The sequence below is a fragment of the Mycobacterium sp. MAC_080597_8934 genome (assembly GCF_000523975.1).
Taxonomy (GTDB): Bacteria; Actinomycetota; Actinomycetes; order Mycobacteriales; family Mycobacteriaceae; genus Mycobacterium; species Mycobacterium avium.
Map to the genome: position 1 here is coordinate 7,514 of NZ_JAOS01000004.1, position 24,210 is coordinate 31,723.

The 24,210-nt window shown below is 72.1% G+C and carries 1 protein-coding gene and 1 pseudogene (1 of these 2 running past the window's edge); both read left to right on the forward strand.

Annotation, left to right across the window (positions count from 1 at the left end; genetic code table 11):
• On the forward strand, positions 1 to 22,311 hold the full coding sequence (locus NF20_RS02940) for a non-ribosomal peptide synthase/polyketide synthase (protein WP_255343428.1): 22,311 nt from the start codon (positions 1 to 3) through the stop codon (positions 22,309 to 22,311).
• Positions 22,206 to 24,210 (forward strand): annotated as a pseudogene (locus NF20_RS27955) (amino acid adenylation domain-containing protein) (its annotated part continues 5,864 nt past the right edge of the window); the annotation flags it as partial. The gene NF20_RS02940 and the pseudogene NF20_RS27955, both read left to right, overlap by 106 nt.

Sequence of the window (24,210 nt, forward strand, 5' to 3'; positions counted from 1 at the left end):
GTGAAACGCGGTGACCGGGCATATCCGGTGACGCGAGGCCAGCTGGACATCTGGCTGGCGCAGCAGACCGGCCACTTCGATGTGGCATGGCAGCTGGGCGTGCTGGTGCGCATCGACGGCGCCATCGACCCCGCGCTGCTGCACCAGGCCATGCGACACGTGGTCGGCGAGGCCGAGAGCCTGCGCGCCAGCTTCTTCGAGGCCGACGGCCAGGTCTTCCAGAAGGCGGTCGAATACTCCGACGTCGACCTGACCTTCTACGACCTGAGCGGCTCGTCCGATCCGGAGCGGGAAGTCCGCGAGATGGCGGCGTCGATCCAGCGCACCCCGATGCCGCTGACCGGTCCGATGATCAAATTCGCTTTGTTCCGAACCGGTTCCGCCGAGTACTACTGGTTCACCACCTGCCATCACATCGCCATCGACGGGATGGGCATCGCGCTGGTGGGTCGGCGGATCGCGGCGGTCTACACGGCGCTGGCGTCCGGCAAACCGATTCCGCCCGCCTTCTTCGGTTCGCTGCAGGACCTGGTCGGCGGCGAGCTGGAATACGAGGCATCCGCGAAATTCCTTGAGGACAAGGATTATTGGCTTGCGCACCGTCCCGGCGACGGCACGGCCGGCCATCCGCCGCGGCCGGCCGACGACGGGCGAGACCCGTATTCGCCCTCCCCGCCGGTGCAGTTGGACGAGTCGGTGATCGGCAGCGTCAAGGAGTTGTCCAAGGCGTTGGGCGTCCGTCGGTCATCGGTGCTCACCGCCGCCTGCGCGTTGTTGGTGCGCGGATGGTGCGCCGACGGCTCCGACGAGGTGGTGCTCGACTTCCCGGTCAGCCGGCGGGTCGATCCCAAGTCGAAGACGCATCCCGGCATGCTGGCCGGGGTGGTGCCGCTGGTGCTGCACGCCCCGGCGACCGCCACGTTCGCCGACTTCTGTCGGCATGTCGATCAGCGCTCGCGAGAAGCGTTGCGGCATCAGCAATTCCCCACCCGCACGCTGGACGGGGAAGGCGACTTCAGCGGGCCGAGGCAGGCGCCGAACCGGGTTGTCGTCAACTTCGTCCCGGCGCGTCTCACCCTCAGCCTGGCCGACGTGCCGGCCACCGCGACGTACACCAGCTTCGGCCCGGTGGGGCACTTCGGGCTGTTCTTCCTGGGATTCGGTGACCAGCAATTCCTGAGCACGGTCGGCACCGGGCAGCCGTTGGCGAACTTCGACGCGACTGACCTGGCGGAGCGATTGCAACGCATCCTGGCGGCCATGGCCGCCGACCCGGCCCGGCTGCTGTCGTCGTTGGACGTGCTGCGCGACCCCGAGCACGCGCAGCTGGAAGCGCTCGGCAACACGGCGGTCCTGACCCGGACGCCGGGCCCGGCGGTGTCGGTGCCGGAGCTCTTCGCGACACAAGTGGCCCGGGCGCCGCAGGACGTGGCGCTGGTGTGCGAAGGCCGTTCGCTGACGTACCGGCAGCTGGATGAGGCGTCGAACAGGTTGGCGCATTTGCTGGCCGGGCTGGGCGCGGGCCCGGGACAGTCTGTGGCGCTGCTGTTTTCGCGGTCCGCCGAGGCGGTTGCGTCGATTCTGGCGGTGCTCAAGACCGGCGCGGCCTATCTGCCGATCGACCCGGCCGCGCCGGAGACCCGGATCGGGTTCATGCTCGCCGACGCCAAACCCGTTGCGGCGCTGAGCACCGCGGAGCTGGCCGGCCGGCTCGAGGCCCACGGCATGACGGTGATCGACGTCAACGATCCCCGTCTCCAGGACCGGCCCGCCACCGCGTTGCCGGTGCCCGCGGCCGACGGTGTCGCCTATGTCATCTACACGTCGGGCACGACGGGTGTGCCCAAAGGCGTTGCGGTCACGCACCGCAACGTGACGCAGCTGCTGGAGCCCCTGGATGCGGGACTGCCGTCGCCCGGGGTCTGGTCGCAGTGCCACTCGTATGCCTTCGATGTGTCGGTGTGGGAGATCTTCGGCGCGCTGCTGCGGGGCGGGCGCCTGGTGGTGGTGCCCGAAGACGTCACCCGCGCGCCCGAAGAGCTGCACGACGTGCTGGTCAATAAGCAGGTCTCGGTCTTGACGCAGACGCCGTCGGCGGTGGCGATGCTCTCGCCGCAGGGGTTGGAGTCGGTGTCGTTGGTGGTGGTGGGGGAGGCCTGCCCGGCTGAGGTGGTGGATCGCTGGTCGGGCGGGCGGGTGATGGTCAACGCCTACGGCCCCACCGAGACGACGATGTGCGTGGCCATTAGCGCGCCGCTGGCCCCGGGTATGGGGTCACCGCCGATCGGTGTGCCGGTGGACGGTGCGGGGTTGTTTGTGCTGGACGCGTGGTTGCGGCCGGTGCCGCCGGGTGTGGTCGGCGAGTTGTATGTTGCCGGTGCCGGGGTGGCCGCGGGGTATGTGGGCCGGTCGGGGCTGACGGCGTCGCGGTTTGTGGCGTGTCCGTTCGGGGCGCCCGGTGCGCGGATGTATCGCACCGGGGACCTGGTGTGTTGGCGTTCCGATGGGCAGTTGGACTATCGGGGTCGCGCCGACGAGCAGGTCAAGGTTCGCGGGTATCGGATCGAGCTCGGCGAGGTGCAGGCGGCGCTGGCCGGGCTGGATGATGTCGAGCAGGCGGTGGTGATCGCCCGTGAGGACCGGCCCGGCGGCAGGCGGCTGGTCGGCTACATCACCGGTACCGCCGACCCGGCCGAGGCGCGCACCGCGCTGGCCCAACGGCTGCCGGTGTACATGGTGCCGGCCGCGGTGGTGGCGCTGGACGCCATCCCGTTGACGCCCAACGGAAAACTCGACACCCGCGCCCTACCCACACCCGAATACAGCACCGGCGAATACCGCGCCCCCGAATCGCCCACCGAGGAGATCCTGGCCGGCATCTACGCCGAGGTGCTCGGTGTCGAACGGGTCGGCGTCGACGAGTCGTTCTTCGAACTCGGCGGCGACAGCATCTTGTCGCTGCAGGTGGTGGCCCGCGCCCGTGCCGCCGGGCTGACGTGCCGGCCGCGAGACGTTTTCGTCGAGCAGACCGTCGCCCGGCTGGCCCGGGTGGTCGGCTCCGGCGACCGGGCGGCCGAGGTGGCCGACGAGGGCGTCGGCCCCGTGCCGCCCACCCCGATCATGCGGTGGCTGCAGGCCGCCGAACGGGCCGGCGGGGCCACTGACCAGTTCAACCAGACCGTCCTGGTGCAAGCGCCCGCGGGTGTGACCGAGACCGAGGTCGCAATCGTGTTGCAGGCGTTGGTAGATCGGCACGCCATGCTGCGGTTGCGGGTCACCGACGACGGCGCCGACGGCTGGTCGTTCGAGGTGCCCGAGGCCGGGTCGGTGCAAGCCCGCGACTGCCTGCGGTCGGTGGACGCGCTGTCCGACGAGGCGCTGCTGGCGGCCCGGGCCCGGCTGAACCCGGCCGCCGGGACGATGCTCGCCGCGTTGTGGGTCGAGGCCACCGGCCAGCTGGCGGTGATCATCCACCACCTGGCCGTGGACGCGGTGTCGTGGTGGATCCTGTTGGAGGACCTCAACATTGCCTGGTCCCTGCACCGCGCCGGCCAGCCGGTGGAGCTGGCGCCGGCGGGCACGTCGTTCGCCCGGTGGGCCCGACTGCTCGACGAGCACGCACGCGACCCCGAGGTGGTCGGCCAGCTCGACCGCTGGAAGACGGTCACCTCCACACCGGCCGCGCTGCCGGCACCGCGACCCGACGTGGACACCTACGCCAGCGCCGGTCGCCTGTCGGTGGAGCTGGACGCCGAGACGACCGCGATGCTGCTCGGTGAGGTGCCGGCGGCGTTCCACGCCGGCATCCACGACATCCTGCTGATCGCGTTCGGCCTGGCTTGGACGGAATTCCTGGGCGAGCCCGGCGCTCCGATCGGCATCGACGTGGAGGGCCACGGCCGCCACGAGGAACTCGGCGCGGACATCGACCTGTCCCGCACCGTCGGCTGGTTCACCACCAAATACCCGGTGTCGCTGGACGTCGCCGGGTTGCGCTGGCCGCAGGTGGCCGCCGGCGACCCGGCGCTGGGCCCCGTCCTCAAACGGGCCAAGGAGCAGCTGCGCACCCTGCCGGAACCGCTGACCTACGGGCTGCTGCGTTACCTCAACACCGACGTCGACCTGGCCGGGGCCGACCCGTCGATCGCGTTCAACTACCTGGGACGCCAAGGCGCCGCGTCTGATTCGGCGGCCGACGGGTGGCGGATCAGCCAGGACATGTCGCTGCTCGGCGCCGCCGCGGCGGTGCCCATGCCGCTGATGCACGCCGTCGAGCTCAACGCCGGCACCATCGACACCGGCGCCGGCCCGCACCTGCACGCCGAATGGACTTGGGCGCCTTCGGTTCTCGGCGCGGAGCAAATCACCCGGGTGAGCCGGCTGTGGTTCGAGGCGCTGGCCGGTGTCTGCGCGCACGTGCGCTCCGGCGGCGGCGGTCTCACCCCGTCGGATATCGCCCCGGCCCGGCTGACCCAGCAGCAGATCGACGAGCTGCAAAGCCGGCACCGCATCGCCGACATCCTGCCGCTGACCCCGCTGCAGCAGGGACTGCTCTTCCACTCCAGCACCGCGCAGGGCAACGACGGCATGGACGACATGTACGCGGTGCAACTGGATTTCACCCTCACCGGCCCCCTCGACGCCGACCGGCTGCGCGAGGCGGTGCGCACCGTCGTCCACCGGCATCCCCACCTGGCGGCCCTGTTCTGCGACCAGTACGACGAACCGGTGCAGATCATCCCCGCCGACCCCGCCGTCGAGTGGCGCTACGTCGAGCTCGACGGCACGGGTGCGGCCGATGCCGACGACCTGATCGAGCAGCTGTGCGCCGCCGAACGCGCCGCGGTGGGCGATCTGGCCGGCCAGCCGGTATTCCGCACCGCGCTGGTGCGCACCGGAGGCGACCGGCACCGGTTCGTGCTGACCAGCCACCACATCCTGCTCGACGGCTGGTCGCTGCCGATCCTGCTGCGCGAGATCTTCGCCGGCTACTACGGGCAGCGGCTGCCCGCCGCCGGCTCCTACCGGGCCTTCCTCACCTGGCTGGCCGAGCGCGACCTCGACGCCGCCCGCCGGGCCTGGGGCGAGGTGCTGTCCGGTTTCGACACGCCCACCCTGGTCGCGCCGGAGGGCCGGTTGGGGCAGGGCCGCCGCGGCTTCGAAAAGTCTTGTGTCCCTGAGCAAACCACCCGGGCGCTGGGCGAGCTGGCACGCTCCTGCCACACCACGCTGAGCACCGTGCTGCAGGCGGCCTGGGCGGTGGTGCTGACCTCGCTGACCGGCCGGCACGACGTCGTCTTCGGTACCCCGCGCTCGCGGGTCGGCCAGCTCGAGGTCGACGACGCCGAACAGATGGTGGGCCTGCTGATCAACACGGTGCCGGTGCGCGCCGAGATCGCCGCGACCACCACCACCGCGCAGCTGCTGGCGCAGCTGCAGAACAGCCACAACGACACGCTCGAGCACCAGCACCTGGCGCTCAGCGAGATTCACCGCGTCACCGGGCACGACCAACTCTTCGACACGCTGTTCGTCTACGAGAACTACCCGATCGACAGCGGCATGACGTTGGGCGCGGACGGGCTGGCCATCGCCGAGTTCACCAACCGCGAGTACAACCACTACCCGCTGACGGTGGAAGCCCTGCCCGGCCCCGAACTCGGCCTGCACATCGAGTTCGACACCGACGTGTTCGACACGGCGAGCATCGAATCCCTGGTGCAGCGCCTGCAGCGGGTGCTGGTCGCGATGAGCACCGATCCGGCCCGACGGCTGTCGTCGCTCGACCTGCTGGATCGCGGCGAGCGGCAGCTGGTGCTGTCGACGATGTCCGGCGCCGGGGTGAGCGCACCGATCGGGGTGGCCCCGCGGCTGCTGGCCGCGGCGGTGGCCGCCGACCCGGACGCGCCGGCGATCGTCGACGGGGCGCGGGAGCTGTCCTACCGCGAACTCGACGAATGGTCAACACGCCTGGCGCGCAAGCTGATCCAGCACGGGGTGGGCCCCGAGCGCGCGGTCGGGGTGGCGATCGAGCGGTGCGCCGAGCTGGTGGTCGCCTGGTGGGCGGTGACCAAGGCCGGCGGCGTGTACGCGCCGGTGAATCTGGACCACCCGGTCGAGCGGGTCGCCTCGGTGCTGGACACGGTGGACGCGGTGTGCGTATTGACCTGCGGCACGGACGAAGTCGCCGGCGCGGGGCCGCGGCCGATCCTGCGGATCGACGGTCTCGACCTGTCCGGCCAGTCCAGCGAGCCGATCACCGACGCCGACCGGCGCTTCCCGCTGCGCGCCGACGACACCGCGTATCTGATCTTCACGTCGGGTTCCACCGGTGTTCCCAAGGGCGTCGCGGTCAGCCACACCGGCCTGCTGGGCTGGGCCGCGGCCCAGCGCGAGCTGTTCGGCCTGGGCGCGGACGCGCGGGTGCTGATGGTCGCCTCCCCGACCTTCGACGCATCCGTCGGGGAATTGTTGCTGGCCGCGGGATCCGGGGCGGCGCTGATCGTGGCGCCGCCGCAGGTGTACGCCGGTGAGGCGCTGACCGCGTTGCTGCACAACCAGCGGGTCGGCACGGCCATCCTGACCCCCACCGTGATCTCGACGCTGGACCGTGGCCGGCTCGACGGGCTGCACACCCTGGTCGCCGTCGGGGAGGCCTGCCTGCCCGAGCTGGTCGACGGCTGGGCGCCGGGCCGGCAGATGTTCAACGGCTACGGCCCCAGCGAGACCACCATCTGGGTCACCTGCGCACGGCTGACGGCGGGCCAGCCGGTGCGCATCGGCGCCCCGATCCCCGGCGTGTGCGCCCGGGTGCTGGACGGCTGGCTGAAGCCCGTCCCGGTCGGCGTGGTGGGCGAGCTATATCTGAGCGGGCCGGCGCTGGGCCACGGCTATCTCGGCCGGGTGGACCTGACCGCGGAACGGTTCGTGGCCAACCCCTTTGGCGGCCCGGGTGAGCGCATGTACTGCACCGGCGACCTGGTGCGCTGGACGCCCGAGGGGACGCTGGACTACCTCGGCCGCGCCGACAACCAGATCAAGCTGCGCGGGCAACGCATCGAGTTGGGCGAAATCGAGAACACCCTGCTGGCCTGCCCGCAGGTCACCCAGGCGGCCGTCACCGTGCAGGACAGCGCCGCCGGCTCCCAACTGGTCGCCTACGTGACACTCGATGACGGGCCGAGCGACGCGGACGTCCGCCACGACACCGACGACGCCGACGACGTCGCGCAGTGGCAGCACCTCTACGACGACCTGTACGGCGCCGACCTCGCCGCGACGTTCGGCGAGGACTTCCGCGGCTGGAACAGCAGCTACACCGGCGAGCCGATCCCGCTGCAGGAAATGGCCGAATGGCGTTCCGCCACAGTCGATCGCATCATGTCGCTGCGGCCGCGACGCGTGCTGGAGATCGGCGCGGGCTCGGGGCTGCTGTTGTCGCAGATCGCCCCGCGGTGCGACCGCTATGTCGCCACCGACTTCTCCGCGGTGGCGATCGACAACCTGGCCCGATCGATGGAACAGCTGCAGCTGCCCTGGCGTGACCGGGTCGAGCTGCTGACCCAGCCCGCCCACGTCACCGACGGGCTGCCGCCGGGCCGCTTCGACACCATCGTCATCAACTCGGTCGTCCAGTACTTCCCCAACGCCGGGTATCTCGCCGACGTCATCGACAACGCCCTGGAGCTGCTCGCCCCCGGCGGGTCGCTGTTCATCGGCGACGTCCGCAACCACGCCCTGCAGGGCGCCTTCCAAACCGGCATCGCCCTGGCCCGCGGCGGCGGCGCCGATGCGGCCGAGATCCGGCAGCGCGTCCGCCACGCCATGCTCGGTGAAACCGAATTGCTTTTGGCGCCTGAGTTTTTCACCAACTGGGCCGACTCCCGCCCCGCGGCGGCCGGACTCGACATCCAGCTCAAGCGCGGACTGTCCGACAACGAGCTGAACCGCTACCGCTACGACGTCCTCATCCACAAGGCGCCCGCGCCGGTGCGGTCGGTCGCCGCCGCGCCCACCTGGTCGTGGACCGACTGCACCGACTGCGCCGGACTGCGCGACCAACTGGCGGCGCGGCGCCCCGCCGTTGTCCGCGTCACCGACATTCCGCAGGCCGGGGTGATCGACGACGTCCGGGTCGAAGCCGCGCTGGCCGCGGGGCTGCCCGTCGCCGACGCGCTCGCCGCGGCCGGATCCGACACCGCAGCCGCCGTCGCCGAGGAACTGCATCGCGTCGGTGAGGCCACCGGTTACCGCGTCGCCGTCACCTGGGGCGCCCAACCCGGCACTCTCAGCGCGGTTTTCGTGCAGGACGGCGACCAGGCCGCCGAGCCGCTGACCGATCTCTACCTGCCGCCCGCCGGGGCCCGACAGCGCACCCGGCACACCAACGACCCGCGCGCCAACACCAAGATCGCGCAGGTGCGGGAGCGGCTGAACGCCTGGCTGCCCGAATACATGGTGCCGACGCACATCGTGGCGCTCGACGAATTCCCGATGACCACCTCGGGCAAGCTCGACCGCAAGGCCCTGCCGGCGCCGGACTACCAGGACGCCGACCGCTACCGCGCCCCGTCCACCGCCGTCGAGGAGATCTTGGTCGGCATCTACGGCCAGGTGCTCGGGCTGGAGCGGGTCGGCGTCGACGACTCGTTCTTCGATCTCGGCGGGGATTCCCTGTCGGCGATGCGGCTGATCGCCGCCGTCAACGCGAGCCTGAACACCGACCTCGGGGTACGGACCGTCTTCGAGGCGCCCACCGCCGCCGAGTTGGCGCTGCGCGTCGGCAGCGAGGCCGACCGGCCCGAGCCGCTGGTGGCGGGTGAGCGCCCGGCGGTGATCCCGCTGTCGTTCGCCCAAACCCGGCTGTGGTTCATCGACCAGTTCCAGGGCCCGTCACCGATGTACAACATCACCGTGGCGTTGCGGCTGTCCGGGCGGCTGGACGCCGACGCGCTGCGCGCGGCGCTGGCCGACGTGGTGGCCCGGCACGAAAGCCTGCGCACGGTCTTCGCGACCGCCGACGGAACCCCGCAGCAGGTGGTCATTCCTGCCGATCGGATCGGCTTCGCCTGCGACGTCGTCGACGCCCGCGGCTGGCCGGAAGACCGGCTGCGCGAGGCGATGTCGGCCGCGGCCCGCTACACCTTCGACCTGTCGGCCGAAAGTCCGCTGCACACCGAGCTTTTCGCCCGCGGCGACGACGAACACGTGCTGGTCGTCGCGGTCCACCACATCGCCGCGGACGGCTGGTCGATCACCCCGTTCGCCCGGGACCTCGGGGTCGCCTATGCGAGCCGGTGCGCCGGCCGAGACCCCGACTGGGCGCCGTTGCCGGTGCAGTACGCCGACTACACGCTGTGGCAGCGCGCGCATCTGGGTGACGTCGACGATCCGGGCAGCCGGATCGCAGCCCAGCTGGACTTCTGGACCGACGCGCTGGCCGGGCTGCCGGAGCGGCTGCAGCTGCCCACCGATCGGCCCTACCCGGCGGTGGCCGACCACCGCGGCGCGCGGCTGGCGGTGGACTGGCCGGCCGAACTGCAGCAACAGCTTCGCCGGGTGGCCCGCGAGCACAACGCGACCAGCTTCATGGTGGTCCAGGCCGCGTTCGCCGCCCTGCTCGCCAAGGTCAGCGCCAGTTCCGATGTGGCCGTGGGTTTTCCGATCGCGGGCCGCCCCGAACCCGTGCTCGACGAGCTGATCGGTTTCTTCGTCAACACGCTGGTGCTGCGAGTCGACCTCAACGAACTGGGCGGCGACCCGACCTTCGCCGAGCTGCTGGCCCAGGTGCGCCGGCGCAGCCTGGCCGCGTTCGAGCACCAGGACGTGCCGTTCGAGTTGCTGGTGGAGCGGCTCAACCCGACCCGCAGCATGTCCCACCACCCGCTGGTGCAGGTGCTGCTCGGCTGGGAGAACTTCCCCGGCGAGGTCACCGCCCCGGCCGCCGGGCTGGCCCTGGGCGACCTGCAGGTCACCCCGATGCCGTTGCACACCAACACCGCCCGCATGGACCTGACCTTCTCGCTGGCCGAACGCTTCACCGAGTCGGGTCAGCGCGCCGGCATCGCGGTGACCGCCGAATATCGCACCGACGTGTTCGACGGCAGAACCGTCGAGGGCCTGATCGAGCGGTTGCAGCGGTTGCTGACGGCGGTCACCGCCGATCCGCAGCGCCGCCTGTCGGCGGTCGACCTGCTCGACGCCAACGAGCATGCCCGGCTCGAAAAGTGGGGCAACACCGCGGTGTTGGCCCGGCCGGCCACCCCGGTGTCGGTGCCCGACCGGTTCGCCGCGCAGGCGGCGCGCACCCCCGACGCGGTCGCGCTGACCTGCGACGGCCGGTCCATGACCTACCGCGAACTCGACGAAGCGGCTAACCGCTTGGCGCACTTCATGATTCACCATGGCGCCGGCCCGGGTGAGCGGGTGGCGCTGCTGTTCCCCAGGTCGGCCGAGGCGATCGTGGCCATCCTGGCCGCGCTCAAGTCGGGGGCGGCCTATCTGCCGATCGACCCCGCCCTGCCGGCGGCCCGCGTCGAGTTCATGCTCACCGACGCCGCCCCGATCGTCGCGGTCACCACCGCCGCGTTGGCTGAGCGGCTGCACGGCTTCGACCTCACCGTCGTCGACGTCGCCGACCCCGCCGTCGCCACCCAGCCCGCGACGGCGCCACCGGTGCCCGACCCCGATGACGTCGCCCACATCATCTACACCTCCGGCACCACCGGTGTGCCCAAAGGCGTTGCGGTGACGCAATACAACGTCGCCCAGCTCTTCGACGACCTGCGGATCGGCATCGAGTTGTCGCCGCGGCAGGTGTGGACCCAGTTCCACTCCTACGCCTTCGACTTCTCGGTGTGGGAGATCTGGGGCGCGCTGCTGCACGGCGGCCGCCTGGTGGTGGTGCCCGAAACGGTGTCGCGCTCCCCGAACGAGTTCCACGACCTGCTCGTTCGCGAACACGTCACCGTCCTGACCCAAACCCCGTCGGCCGTCGGGCTGCTGCGCACCGACGGGCTGGACGGCACCGCGCTGGTGATCGGCGCCGAACCCTGCCCGCCCGAGCTGGTGGACCGCTGGGCGCCGGGCCGCACCATGGTCAACGTCTACGGCCCCACCGAAACCACCATGTGGGCCTGCAAGAGCGCACCACTGACGGCCGGGTCGGGCTTCCCGCCGATCGGCGCCCCGGTGACCCGGGCGGCGTTCTTCGTGCTCGACGATTGGCTGCGCCCGGTGCCGCCCGGGGTGGTCGGCGAGCTGTACCTGGCCGGCGACGGCGTCGGCGTCGGCTATTGGCGCCGACCGGGATTGACCGCCGCGCGCTTCCTGGCCTGCCCGTTCGGCGAACCCGGAACCCGGATGTACCGCACCGGCGACCTGGTGTGCTGGGGCCCGGACGGGCAACTGCGCTACCTGGGCCGCGCCGACGAGCAGGTCAAGGTCCGCGGCTACCGCATCGAGCTGGGCGAGATCCAGGCGGCGCTGTCGGCGCTGGACGGGGTGGAGCAGGCCGTCGTCGTCGCCCGCGAGGACAACCCCGGGGACAAGCGCCTGGTCGGCTACGTCACCGGGTCGGTGGCCCCGGCCAAGGCGCGCGCCGCGCTGGCCGAGCGCCTGCCCGCCTACATGGTCCCGGCCGCGGTGGTGGTGCTGGATTCGCTGCCGATGACCGTCAACGGCAAGCTCGACACCCGCGCCCTTCCCGCGCCCGACTACCGGCACACCGGCGGGTACCGCGCCCCCGAATCACCGACCGAGGAGATCCTGGCCGGCATCTACGCCGAGGTGCTCGGCGTGCAGCGGGTCGGCGTCGACGACTCGTTCTTCGACCTGGGCGGCGACTCGCTGACCACGATGCGGCTGATCACCGCGATCAACTCCGCGCTGGACACCGACCTGCCGGTGCGCACCGTCTTCGAGGCGCCCACCATCGCCCAGCTGGCGCCGCGCATCGCGCAGAGCGCCGGCGGGCTGGCGCCCCTGGTGGCCGCCGAGCGGCCGGACGTGGTCCCGCTGTCCTTCGCGCAGAACCGGTTGTGGTTCATCGACCAATTCCAGGGCCCCTCACCGCTGTACAACATGGCCGCGGCGCTGCGGCTGCGCGGCAGGCTCGACGCCGGGGCGCTGGGCGCGGCGCTGGGCGACGTGGTAGCCCGGCACGAGAGCCTGCGCACCGTGTTCCCGTCGCACCAGGGGACGCCCCGCCAGCTGGTGGTGCCCGCCGAGCGCGCCGAATTCGGTTGGGACGTCATCGATGCCACCGATTGGCCGGCCGACCGGCTGGACGACGCCGTCCAGGACGTCGCCCGCCACGCCTTCGACCTGGCCGCCGAAATACCAATCCGCGCAGAGCTTTTCGCGGTATCCGAGGATGAGCACGTGCTGGTGATCGTCGTCCACCACATCGCCGCCGACGGCATGTCGCTGACGCCGCTGGGCGTCGACCTGAGTCAGGCGTACGCCAGCCGGTGCGCCGGGCATGCCCCGGGATGGGCCGACTTGCCGGTGCAGTACTGCGATTACACGCTGTGGCAGCGTGCCCAGTTCGGTGATCTCGACGACCCCGACAGTCGCATCGGCACGCAGCTGGCCTACTGGGAGGACGCGCTGGCCGGCATGCCCGAGCGGCTGGCGCTGCCCACCGACCGGCCCTACCCGGCGGTGGCCGACCAGCGCGGCGACAGCGTGGCGGTCGACTGGCCCGCCGAGCTGCAGCAGCGGGTGCGCCGGGTCGCGCGTGAACACAACGCCACCAGCTTCATGGTGGTGCAGGCCGCCCTGGCGGTGCTGCTGTCCAAGATCGGCGCGAGTTCCGATGTGGCGGTGGGCTTCCCGATCGCCGGGCGGCGCGACCCCGCGCTCGACCGGCTGGTCGGCTTCTTCGTCAACACGCTGGTGCTGCGGATCGACCTGACCGGCGACCCCAGCTTCGCCGAGCTGCTGGCCCGGGTTCAGGCCCGCAGCCTGGCCGCCTTCGAGCATCAGGACGTGCCGTTCGAGGTGCTGGTGGAGCGGCTCAACCCGACCCGCAGCCTGACGCATCACCCGCTGGTGCAGGTGATGCTGGCCTGGCAGAACTTCGCCGGGCACGACGACCCCGCGGCCGCTTTGGCACTGGGTGACCTCGACGTGGCGTCGGTGCCGGTGCACGACCAGTCCGCCCGGATGGACCTGGTGTTCTCGCTGGCCGAACGCTGGAACCCCGACGGCGAATTCGCCGGCATCGGTGGGCGGGTGGAATTCCGCACCGACGTGTTCGACGCGGCCACCATCGAGACGCTGATCGAACGGCTGCGGCGGGTGCTGGAGGCGATGACGGGCGATCCGGGCCGGCCGCTGTCCGCGGTGGATCTGCTCGACGATGCCGAGCGCGCCTACCTGGAAGAGGTTGGCAACACGGCGATTTTGACCCGGCCGGCGAGCGGGCGGGTGTCGGTGCCCGAACTGTTCGCCACCCAGGTGGCCCGGGTGCCGGAGACGGTGGCGCTGGTCTGCGACGACCTGTCGGTGACCTACCGGCAGCTCGACGAGGCGTCCAACAGGCTGGCGCATCGCCTGGCCGCGGCCGGCGCCGGCCCGGGGCAGACTGTGGCACTGCTGTTTTCGCGATCCGCCGAGGCGGTCGCCGCCATCCTCGCGGTGCTCAAGACGGGGGCGGCCTACCTGCCCATCGACCCGTCGGCCCCGCAGACCCGCGTCGAGTTCATGCTCGGCGACGCCGAACCGATCGCCGCCGTCACCACCACCGAGCTGGCGCAGCGGCTCACCGGCCGCCCCGTGACCGTCGTCGACGTCGACGATCCGGGCATCGAGACCCTGCCGGACACCGCGCTGCCGCTGCCCGACCCGGACGGCATCGCGTACCTGATCTACACCTCCGGCACCACCGGTGCGCCCAAAGGCGTTGCGGTCACTCACCACAACGTGACCCAGCTGCTGGGGTCGCTGGACGCCGGCCTGCCGTCGCCGGGGGTGTGGTCGCAATGTCACTCGCTGGCCTTCGACGTGTCGGTGTGGGAGATCTTCGGCGCGCTGCTGCGCGGCGGACGCGTGGTGGTGATGCCCGAGGCGGTGGCCCGCTCGCCGCACGACCTGCACGACGCCCTGATCGCCCGGCACGTCACCGTGCTGACCCAAACCCCGTCCGCGGTGGCGATGCTCTCCCCGCAGGGGTTGGAGTCGGTGTCGCTGGTGCTGGCCGGCGAGGCCTGCCCGCCCGAGGTGGTGGACCAATGGGCGCCCGGACGGGTGATGGTCAACGGCTACGGCCCGACCGAAACCAGCATGTGCGTGAGCATCAGCGCCCCGCTGACCGCGGGATCCGGCATACCGCCGATCGGGTCGCCGGTCGATGGGGCGGCGCTGTTCGTGCTCGACGAATCGCTGCGGCCGGTGCCGCCCGGCGTGGTGGGCGAACTCTACGTCGCCGGATCCGGTGTGGCCGCAGGGTATCTCGGGCGACCGTCCCTGACCGCGGCCCGCTTCGTCGCGTGCCCGTTCGGGGCGCCGGGTGCGCGGATGTATCGCACCGGGGACCTGGTGCGCTGGCGCGCCGACGGGCAGCTGGACTACCTGGGCCGGGCCGACGAGCAGGTCAAGGTCCGCGGCTACCGCATCGAGCTGGGCGAGATCCAGGCGGCGCTGTCGGCGCTGGACGGGGTTGAGCAGGCCGTCGTCGTCGCCCGCGAGGACAATCCCGGGGACAAGCGGCTGGTCGGCTACATCACCGGCACCGCCGACCCGGCCGAGGCCCGCGCGCGCCTGGGCGAGCGGCTGCCCGCCTACATGGTCCCCGCCGCCGTGCTGGGACTCGACGCAATCCCGTTGACCCCCAACGGAAAACTCGACGCCCGCGCCCTGCCCGCCCCCGACTACGCCGCCGGCGAGTACCGCGCCCCCGAATCACCGACCGAGGAGATCCTGGCCGGCATCTACGCCGAGGTGCTGGGCGTGCAGCGGGTCGGGGTCGACGACTCCTTCTTCGACCTGGGCGGCGACAGCATCTCGGCGATGCGCCTGATCGCGGCCGTCAACGCCGCCCTGAACGCCGACCTGCCGGTGCGCACCGTGTTCGAGGCGCCCACGGTCGCCGCGCTGGCGCCCCGGATCGGGGAGGGCGGCAGCGGACTCGAGCCGTTGACGGCCGGTGAGCGGCCCGCGGTGGTGCCGCTGTCGTTCGCGCAGAACCGGCTGTGGTTCCTGGATCAATTGCAGGGCCCCTCACCGGTTTACAACATGGCGGCCGCGCTGCGGCTGGACGGCCCGCTGGACACCGAGGCGCTGGGCGCGGCGCTGGGCGACGTGGTGGCCCGGCACGAGAGCCTGCGCACCCTGTTCGCGGCCCCCGAGGGGCGACCCCAGCAGGTGGTGCTGCCCGCCGAGCGGGCCGACTTCGGGTGGGAGGTCGTCGACGCCAGCGGCTGGTCGGCAGACCAACTGGACGAGGCGATCGGCGCCACCGCCCGCTACACCTTCGACCTTGCAGCCCAAATCCCGTTGCGCGCAGAGCTTTTCCGTCTCCGCGACGACCGGCACGTGCTGGTGGCCGTGGTGCACCACATCGCCGCCGACGGCATGTCCATCACCCCGCTGGTGCGTGATCTCGGTGCGGCCTATGCCCGCCGGTGCGACGGGCGCGGCCCCGACTGGACGCCGCTGCCGGTGCAGTACGTCGACTACACGCTGTGGCAGCGCGCGCAATTCGGTGATCTCGACGATCCCGGCAGCCGCATCGCCGCCCAGCTGGCCTACTGGCAGCAGGCGCTGGCCGGCATGCCCGAGCGGCTGGCGCTGCCCACCGACCGGCCCTATCCGCTGGTGGCCGACCAGCGCGGCGCCACGGTGGAAATCGACTGGCCGGCCGAGCTGCAGCAGCGAATCGGCGACCTGGCCCGCCGGCACAACGCCACCAGCTTCATGGTGATCCAGACCGCCCTGACCGTGCTGCTGGCCAAGCTCGGCGCCAATCCCGATGTGGCGGTGGGCTTCCCGATCGCGGGGCGGCGCGACCCGGCGCTGGACGACCTGGTCGGGTTCTTCGTGAACACCCTGGTGCTGCGGGTGGACGCGGCCGGCGATCCCAGCTTCACCGAGCTGCTGGCCCGGGTCCGCACCCGCAGCCTGGAGGCCTTCGAGCACCAGGATGTGCCGTTCGAGGTGCTGGTGGAGCGGCTCAACCCGACCCGCAGCCTCACCCATCACCCGCTGGTGCAGGTGATGCTGGCCTGGCAGAACTTCGCCGGGCAGGACACCGGCCCGGCAGCGGGGCTGTCCCTCGGCGATGTGGAGATCACGCCGATACCGGTGGACACCCACACCGCGCGGATGGACCTGACCTTCTCCGTCGGCGAACGCTGGTGCGAGAGCGGCGAACCGGGCGGGATCGGCGGCACGGTGGAATTCCGCACCGACGTGTTCGACCCGGACAGCATCCAGACGCTGATCCGGCGACTGCAGCGGGTGCTGGAGGCGATGACCGCCGACCCGACACAATCCGTGTCGTCGGTGGACCTGCTCGACGAGCGGGAGCACGCCCGCCTCGACACCCTGGGCAACCGGGCGGCGCTGACCGGACCTCCGCCCCGGTTCGATTCCCTCCCAACACTTTTCGCCGAGCAGGCCGCCCGCACCCCGGACGCCGTTGCGCTGGTCTGCGGCGGCCGCCGGATGACCTACCGGGAGCTGGACGAGGCCGCCAACCGGGTGGCGCACCTGCTGCGCGTGCGGGGTGCCGGCCCGGGACACACCGTGGCACTGCTGTTTTCCCGGTCGGCCGAGGCGATCGTCGCGATCCTGGGGGTGCTCAAGTCGGGGGCGGCCTACCTTCCGATCGACCCGGCGCTGCCGGGCGAGCGGATCGGGTTCATGCTGGCCGACGCCGCGCCGCTGGTCGCGATCAGCACCGCCGAGCTGGCGCCGCGGCTGCACGGCCAGCACGACGTGCCGGTCATCGACGTGCACGACCCCGCGATCGAGGCCGCGCCCTCAAGCGCGCTGCCGCCGCCGGGTACGGACGACATCGCCTACCTGATCTACACCTCGGGCACCACCGGCGTGCCCAAGGGCGTTGCGGTGAGCCATCGTAACGTCGCCCAGTTGCTGACGGCCGAGTCGGGGCTGCCGCGCGAGGGTGTGTGGTCGCAGTGGCATTCGCTGGCCTTCGACGTGTCGGTGTGGGAGATCTTCGGCGCCCTGCTGCACGGCGGGCGGCTGGTCGTGGTGCCCGAATCGGTGGCCCGTTCACCCGAAGACCTGTACGCGCTGCTGATAACCGAACAGGTCAGCGTGCTCAGCCAGACCCCGTCGGCGGCCGGCGCCCTGTCACCCGAGGGCCTCGAGGACCTCACTCTGGTGGTGGCCGGCGAGGCCTGCCCGAGCGAGCTGGTCGACCGCTGGGCGCCGGGGCGGACGATGATCAACGCCTACGGCCCCACCGAGGCCACGGTGTACGCGGCGATCAGCGCGCCGCTGCGGCCGGGAGCGCTGGGTGGTGTGCCGATCGGCTCCCCGGTGCCGGGCGGGGCGGTGTTCGTGCTGGACGAGTGGCTGCGCCCGGTGCCGCCGGGTGTGGTGGGCGAGCTGTATGTCGCCGGCGCCGGGGTGGCCTGCGGCTATTGGCGGCGCGGCGGGTTGACCGCGTCGCGGTTCGTGGCGTGTCCGTTCGGGCGGCCGGGTGCGCGGATGTATCGCACCGGGGACCTGGTGCGCTGGCGCGCCGACGGGCAACTGGACTATCTGGGCCGCGCCGACGAACAGGTCAAGATCCGCGGCTACCGCATCGAACTCGGCGAGGTGCGCGCCGCCCTGGCCTGGGTGGACGGTGTCGACCAGGCGGTCGTCGTCGCCCGCGAGGACCGGCCCGGGGACAAGCGGCTGGTCGGCTACGTCACCGGGGCCGCCGACTCGGCCGCGGTGCGCGCCGCGCTGGCCGAACGGCTGCCCGCCTACATGGTCCCGGCGGCCGTCGTCACGCTCGACGCAATCCCGTTGACGCCCAACGGAAAACTCGACACACGCGCCCTGCCCGCACCCGAATACTCCGACGCCGACCGGTATCGCGCCCCCGACAACGCCGTCGAGGAGATCCTGGCCGGCATCTATGCCCAGGTGCTGGGCGTGGAGCGGGTCGGGGTCGACGACTCGTTCTTCGACCTGGGCGGCGACAGCATCTCCTCGATGCAGGTGGTGACCCGGGCCCGCGCCGCCGGCCTGGTGTGCAAGACCCGCGACATCTTCGTCGAGCAGACAGTCGCCCGGCTGGCCCGGGTCGCCGAGGTGGCCGACGCCGACGCCGCGGCCGACGAGGGTGTCGGCGAGATCACCGCCACCCCGATCATCCGCTGGCTGCAGGACGTGGAAAGCGCCGGCGGCCAAGTCGATCAGTTCAACCAGGCCATGCTGGTGCGGGCGCCCGCCGGCGTCACCGAGGCCGACGTGGTCACGGTGTTGCAGGCCCTGCTGGACCGGCACGCCATGCTGCGGCTGCGCGTCGAGCGCGACGACGCCACCGGCGAGTGGTCGCTGCAGGTGCCCGAGCCCGGGTCGGTGGACGCCGGCGCCTGCCTGCATGCGGTGGACGAGCTGTCCGACGCGGCCGTCATCGAGGCGCGGTCGCGGCTGAACCCCGCCGCCGGCGTGATGCTCAGCGCGGTGTGGGCGAACGCCACCGGGCAGCTGGTGGTGATCATCCATCACCTGGCCGTCGACGGTGTCTCATGGCGAATCCTGCTGCAGGACTTGAACATCGCCTGGGCGCAGCATCACGGCGGGCAGCCGGTGGCGTTGCCCGCGGCGGGCACCTCGTTCGCCCGGTGGGCGTCACGGCTGGCCGGGCACGCCCACCACCCGGACGTGGCGGACCGGGCCGGCGCCTGGCAGGCGGTGGCGGCGACCCCGCCGGCGCTGCCCGCGGTGCGTCCCGACGTGGACACCTTCGCCACCGCCGGCCACCTCTCGACCGAGCTGGACGCAGAGACCACCGCCATGCTGCTCGGTGAGGTGCCGGCGGCGTTCCACGCCGGCGTGCAGGACATCCTGCTGATCGCGTTCGCGCTGGCGTGCGCGGAGTTTTGCGGCACCCGCGGCACGCCGATCGGCATCGACGTCGAGGGCCACGGCCGGCACGAGGAACTGGGCCGCGACATCGACCTGTCCCACACCGTGGGCTGGTTCACCACCAAATACCCGGTCGCCCTGACCGTCGGCGCCCTGGATTGGGCGCAGGTCGTCGCCGGCGCGCCGGGGCTGGGCGACACCCTCAAGGCCGCCAAGGAACAACTCCGCTCGCTGCCCGACCCGCTGAGCTACGGGCTGCTGCGCTACCTGAAGCCCGGCGTGGACCTGGACGGGGACGACCCGCCGATCGGGTTCAACTACCTGGGCCGCCAGGGCGGGGCCACCGAGTTGACCGCCGACATGTGGCGGCCCGAGCCGGACGGCTGGACGGCCACCCGCGCGGCCGCCGCCATCCCCATGCCGCTGATGCACACCCTGGAGCTCAACGCGGTCACCGTCGACTCCGCGTCGGGCCCGCGGCTGCACGCCAACTGGACCTGGGCGCCCTCGGCGCTCGACGATCAGCAGGTCGCCCGGCTGAGCCGGCTGTGGTCGCAGGCGCTGACCGGCATCTGCGCGCACGTGCGCGCCGGCGGCGGCGGGCTGACGCCGTCCGACATCGCGCCGGCCCGGCTCACCCAGCAGCAGCTCGATCAGCTTGCGCGGCAACACCGTATCGCCGACGTGCTGGCGCTGACCCCGGTGCAGCAGGGTCTGCTGTTCCACGCCAACACCGCGTCAGGCAGCGACGACCTCTATGCCGGGCAGCTCGACATCGCCATCGCCGGCCCGCTCGACGCCGCGCGGCTGCGCGACGCGGTGCACGCCGTGGTTCACCGGCACCCCAACCTGGTGGCCCGGTTCTGCGACCGCTACGACCAGGCGGTCCAGATCATCCCGGCCGACCCGGCACCGGCCTGGCAGGTCGTCGAGCTGCACGGCGAGGAGCAGATCCGCCAGCTGGGCGCCGACGAGCGCGCCGCCGTGTGCGCCGATCTCACCGAGTCGCCGGCCTTCCGGGTGGCGCTCGTGGGCACCGCGACCGACCGGCACCGGCTGCTGCTGACCAACCACCACATCGTGCTGGACGGCTGGTCGATGCCGATCCTGTTGGGCGAGATCTTCGCCGCCTACTACGGTCAGCGGCTTCCGGCGCCGGCGCCCTACCGCGGCTTCGTCGACTGGCTGGCCGAACGGGACCTCGACGCCGCCCGCGCGGCGTGGGCCGAGGTGTTCGCCGGCTTCGACACGCCGACCCTGGTCGGGCCCCAGGACCCGGTCGAGCTCGGGCCGCAACAGGTCGAGACGTTCACCCTGCCCGCCGACCTGACCCGGGCCGTCACCGACCTGGCCCGGTCCTGCCACACCACCGTCAACACCGTGCTGCAGGCGGCGTTCGCGCGCCTGCTGTGCGCCCTCACCGGGCAACGCGACGTCGTCTTCGGCACCACGGTGTCGGGCCGGCCCGCGGAGGTGCCCGGCGCCGACACGATGGTGGGCCTGCTGATCAACACCGTGCCGGTGCGGGCGAACATCACCGCGACCACCAGCACCGCCGACCTGCTGCACCAGCTGCAAGGCGCCTACAACCACACCCTGGACCACCAGCACCTGGCGCTCAACGAGATCCACCGAATCACCGGCCAGGACAAGCTTTTCGACACGCTGTTCGCCTACGAGAACTACCCGATCGACGCCGGCGCGCTGTCCGGCGACCAGGAGCTGGCCGTCACCGACATCACCAGCCGCGAATCCACCCACTACCCGCTGACCGTGCAGGCTCAGCCCGGGTCGCAGCTGCGCCTCCAAATCGAATACGCCACACGGGTTTTCGACGACGAGGACATCGCGACGCTGATCGAGCGGATGCGGCGGGTGCTGGTCGCCATGACCGCCGACCCGGCACGGCCGCTGTCGTCGATCGACGTGCTCGACCCGGCCGAACACGAGCGGCTGCACGACTGGGGCGCCCGGGCGGTCCTGGACCGGCCCGCCACCCGGACGTCGATCCCGGCGCTGTTCACCGCGCAGGCACAGCGCAGCCCGCAAGCGCCGGCGGTGACCTTCGAGGGCCGCACCACGACCTACCGGGAGCTCGACGAGGCGTCGAACCGGTTGGCGCACTTGCTGATCGGCCGCGGGGTGGGCCCGGGGCAAGCGGTGGCGCTGCTGTTGCCGCGGTCCGCCGACGCGATCGTGGCGATCCTGGCGGTGCTCAAGACCGGGGCGGCCTACCTGCCGATCGACCCCGCGCTGCCGGCGGCCCGCATCGAGTTCATGCTCGACGACACCGCGCCGACCGCCGCGGTCACCACCGCCGCGCTGGCCGGCCCGCTGCGCGGCCGCGACCTGACCGTCGTCGACATCGGCGACCGCGCGCTGTCCCGCCAGCCGCACACCGCGCCGCCGGCGCCGGACCCCGACCACGTCGCGCACATCATCTACACCTCGGGCACCACCGGCGTGCCTAAAGGCGTTGCGGTCAGCCACCACAACGTGACCCGGCTGTTCGACGCGCAGGCCGTCGGCGTCGAGTTGTCCGCCGATCAGGTGTGGACGCAGTTCCATTCGTACGCGTTCGACTACTCGGTGTGGGAGATCTGGGGCGCGCTGCTGCACGGCGGCCGGCTGGTGGTGGTGTCCGACGCGGTGGCCCGCTCACCGATGGACTTCCACGCCTTGCTGGTGGCCGAGAACGTCACCGTGTTGAGCCAAACCCCGTCGGCGGTGCGGATGCTCTCCCCGCAGGGCCTGGAATCCGCGGCGCTGGTGATCGGCGCCGAGCCCTGCCCGCCCGAGCTGCTGGACCGCTGGGCGCCCGGGCGCGCCATGGTCAACGTCTACGGCCCGACCGAAGCCACCATCTTCTCGACGGCCAGCACACCGCTGGCGGCCGGTTCGGGGGCGCCGCCGATCGGCTCGCCGGTGCCCGGGACGGCGCTGTTGGTGCTGGACGGCTGGCTGCGCCCGGTGCCGGCCGGCGTGGTCGGCGAGCTGTACGTGGCCGGCCGCGGCGTGGGCTACGGCTACCTGCGCCGGGCCGGGCTGACCGCGTCGCGGTTCGTGGCGTGTCCGTTCGGGGCGTCCGGGCGCGGATGTATCGCACCGGCGATCTGGTGCGCTGGCGCGCCGACGGGCAGCTGGACTACCTGGGCCGCGCCGACGAGCAGGTCAAGATCCGCGGCTACCGCATCGAGGTCGGCGAGATCCGCTCCGCCCTGGCCGCGCTCGACGGCGTCGACGAGGCGGTCGTGATCGCCCGCGAGGACCGGCCCGGGGACAAGCGGCTGGTCGGCTACATCACCGGCGCCGCCGACCCGGCCGAGGCCCGCTCCCGGCTGGCCGAGCGGCTGCCGGCCTACATGGTCCCCGTCGCGGTGGTGGTGCTGGACGCGCTGCCGATGACCGTCAACGGCAAACTCGACCTGCGCGCCCTGCCGGCGCCCGAATACGCTGCGGCCGGCTACCGGTCGCCGACCACCCCCACCGAGGAGATCCTGGCGGGCATCTACGCCCACGTGCTGGGCGTGCAGCGGGTCGGGGTCGACGACTCCTTCTTCGACCTGGGCGGCGACAGCATCTCGGCGATGCGGGTGATCGCGGCCATCAACAGCGCCCTGGACGTCGGTGTCCCGGTGCGGGCCATCTTCGAGGCGCCCACGGTCGCGCACCTGGCGCCGCGCATCGGTGAGGACGCCGGCCGGCTGGACCCGCTGACGGCGGGCGAACGTCCCGCGGTGGTGCCGCTGTCGTTCGCGCAGAGCCGGCTGTGGTTCCTCGACCAGCTGCAGGGGCCGTCCCCGGTGTACAACATGGCGGCCGCGCTGCGGATGCACGGCCGGCTCGACGACCGGGCGCTGGGCGCGGCGCTGGCCGACGTGGTGGCCCGGCACGAGAGCCTGCGCACGGTGTTCGCCGCGCCCGACGGAACGCCGCAGCAGGTGGTGCTGCCGGCCGAGCGCGCCGACCTCGGCTGGCGGGTGGTGAACGCCCGCGACTGGTCGGCGAGCCGGCTGCGCGAGGCCGTCGACGCCGCGGCCCGCGAAACCTTCGACCTGGCAACCCAAATCCCGTTGCGCGCAACACTTTTCCGCATCGGCGAGGACGAACACGTGCTGGTGGCGGTGGTGCATCACATCGCCGCCGACGGCTGGTCGTTGCGGCCGCTGGTGCGTGACCTGGGGGTGGCCTACGCCAGCCGGTGCGCCGGTCACGCCCCGGGCTGGGAGCCGCTGCCGGTGCAATACGTCGACTACACGCTGTGGCAGCGCGCCCAGTTCGGCGAGCTGGCCGACAGTGGCAGCCGCATCGCCGCCCAGCTGGCCTACTGGCAGCAGGCGCTGGCCGGCATGCCCGAGCGGCTGGCGCTGCCCACCGACCGGCCCTACCCGCAGCTCGCCGATCAGCGCGGCGCGGCCGTCGACGTGGACTGGCCGGCCGATCTGCAGCAGCAGGTCGCCCGGCTGGCCCGCGAGTACAACTCCACCAGCTTCATGGTGGTGCAGGCCGCGCTGGCGGTGCTGCTGGCCAAGCTCAGCGCCAGCACCGACGTCGCCGTCGGCTTCCCGATCGCCGGGCGGCGCGACCCGGCCCTCGACGACCTCGTCGGGTTCTTCGTGAACACCCTGGTACTGCGGGTCGACCTGTCCGGCGATCCCAGCTTCACCGAGCTGCTGGCCCGGGTCCGCACCCGCAGCCTGGAGGCCTTCGAGCACCAGGATGTGCCGTTCGAGGTGCTGGTGGAGCGGCTCAACCCGACCCGCAGCCTCACCCATCACCCGCTGGTGCAGGTGATGCTGGCCTGGCAGAACTTCGCCGGCCAGGACACCGACCCCGGCGCCGGGCTGGCCCTGGGCGACGTGCGGGTCACCTCGATGCCGCTGGACACCCAGGTCGCCCGCATGGACCTGACGTTCTCGCTGGCCGAACGCTGGACCGAGGACGACGAGCCCGCCGGGATCGGCGGACGGGTGGAATTCCGCACCGACGTGTTCGACGCGGACACCATCGAGACGCTGATCCGGCGACTGCAGCGGGTGCTGGAGGCGATGACGGCCGACCCGACACAATCCGTGTCCTCGGTGGACCTGCTCGACGCCGGCGAGCACGCGCACCTCGACCGCATCGGCAACCGGGCCGCGCTCACCGGGCCGG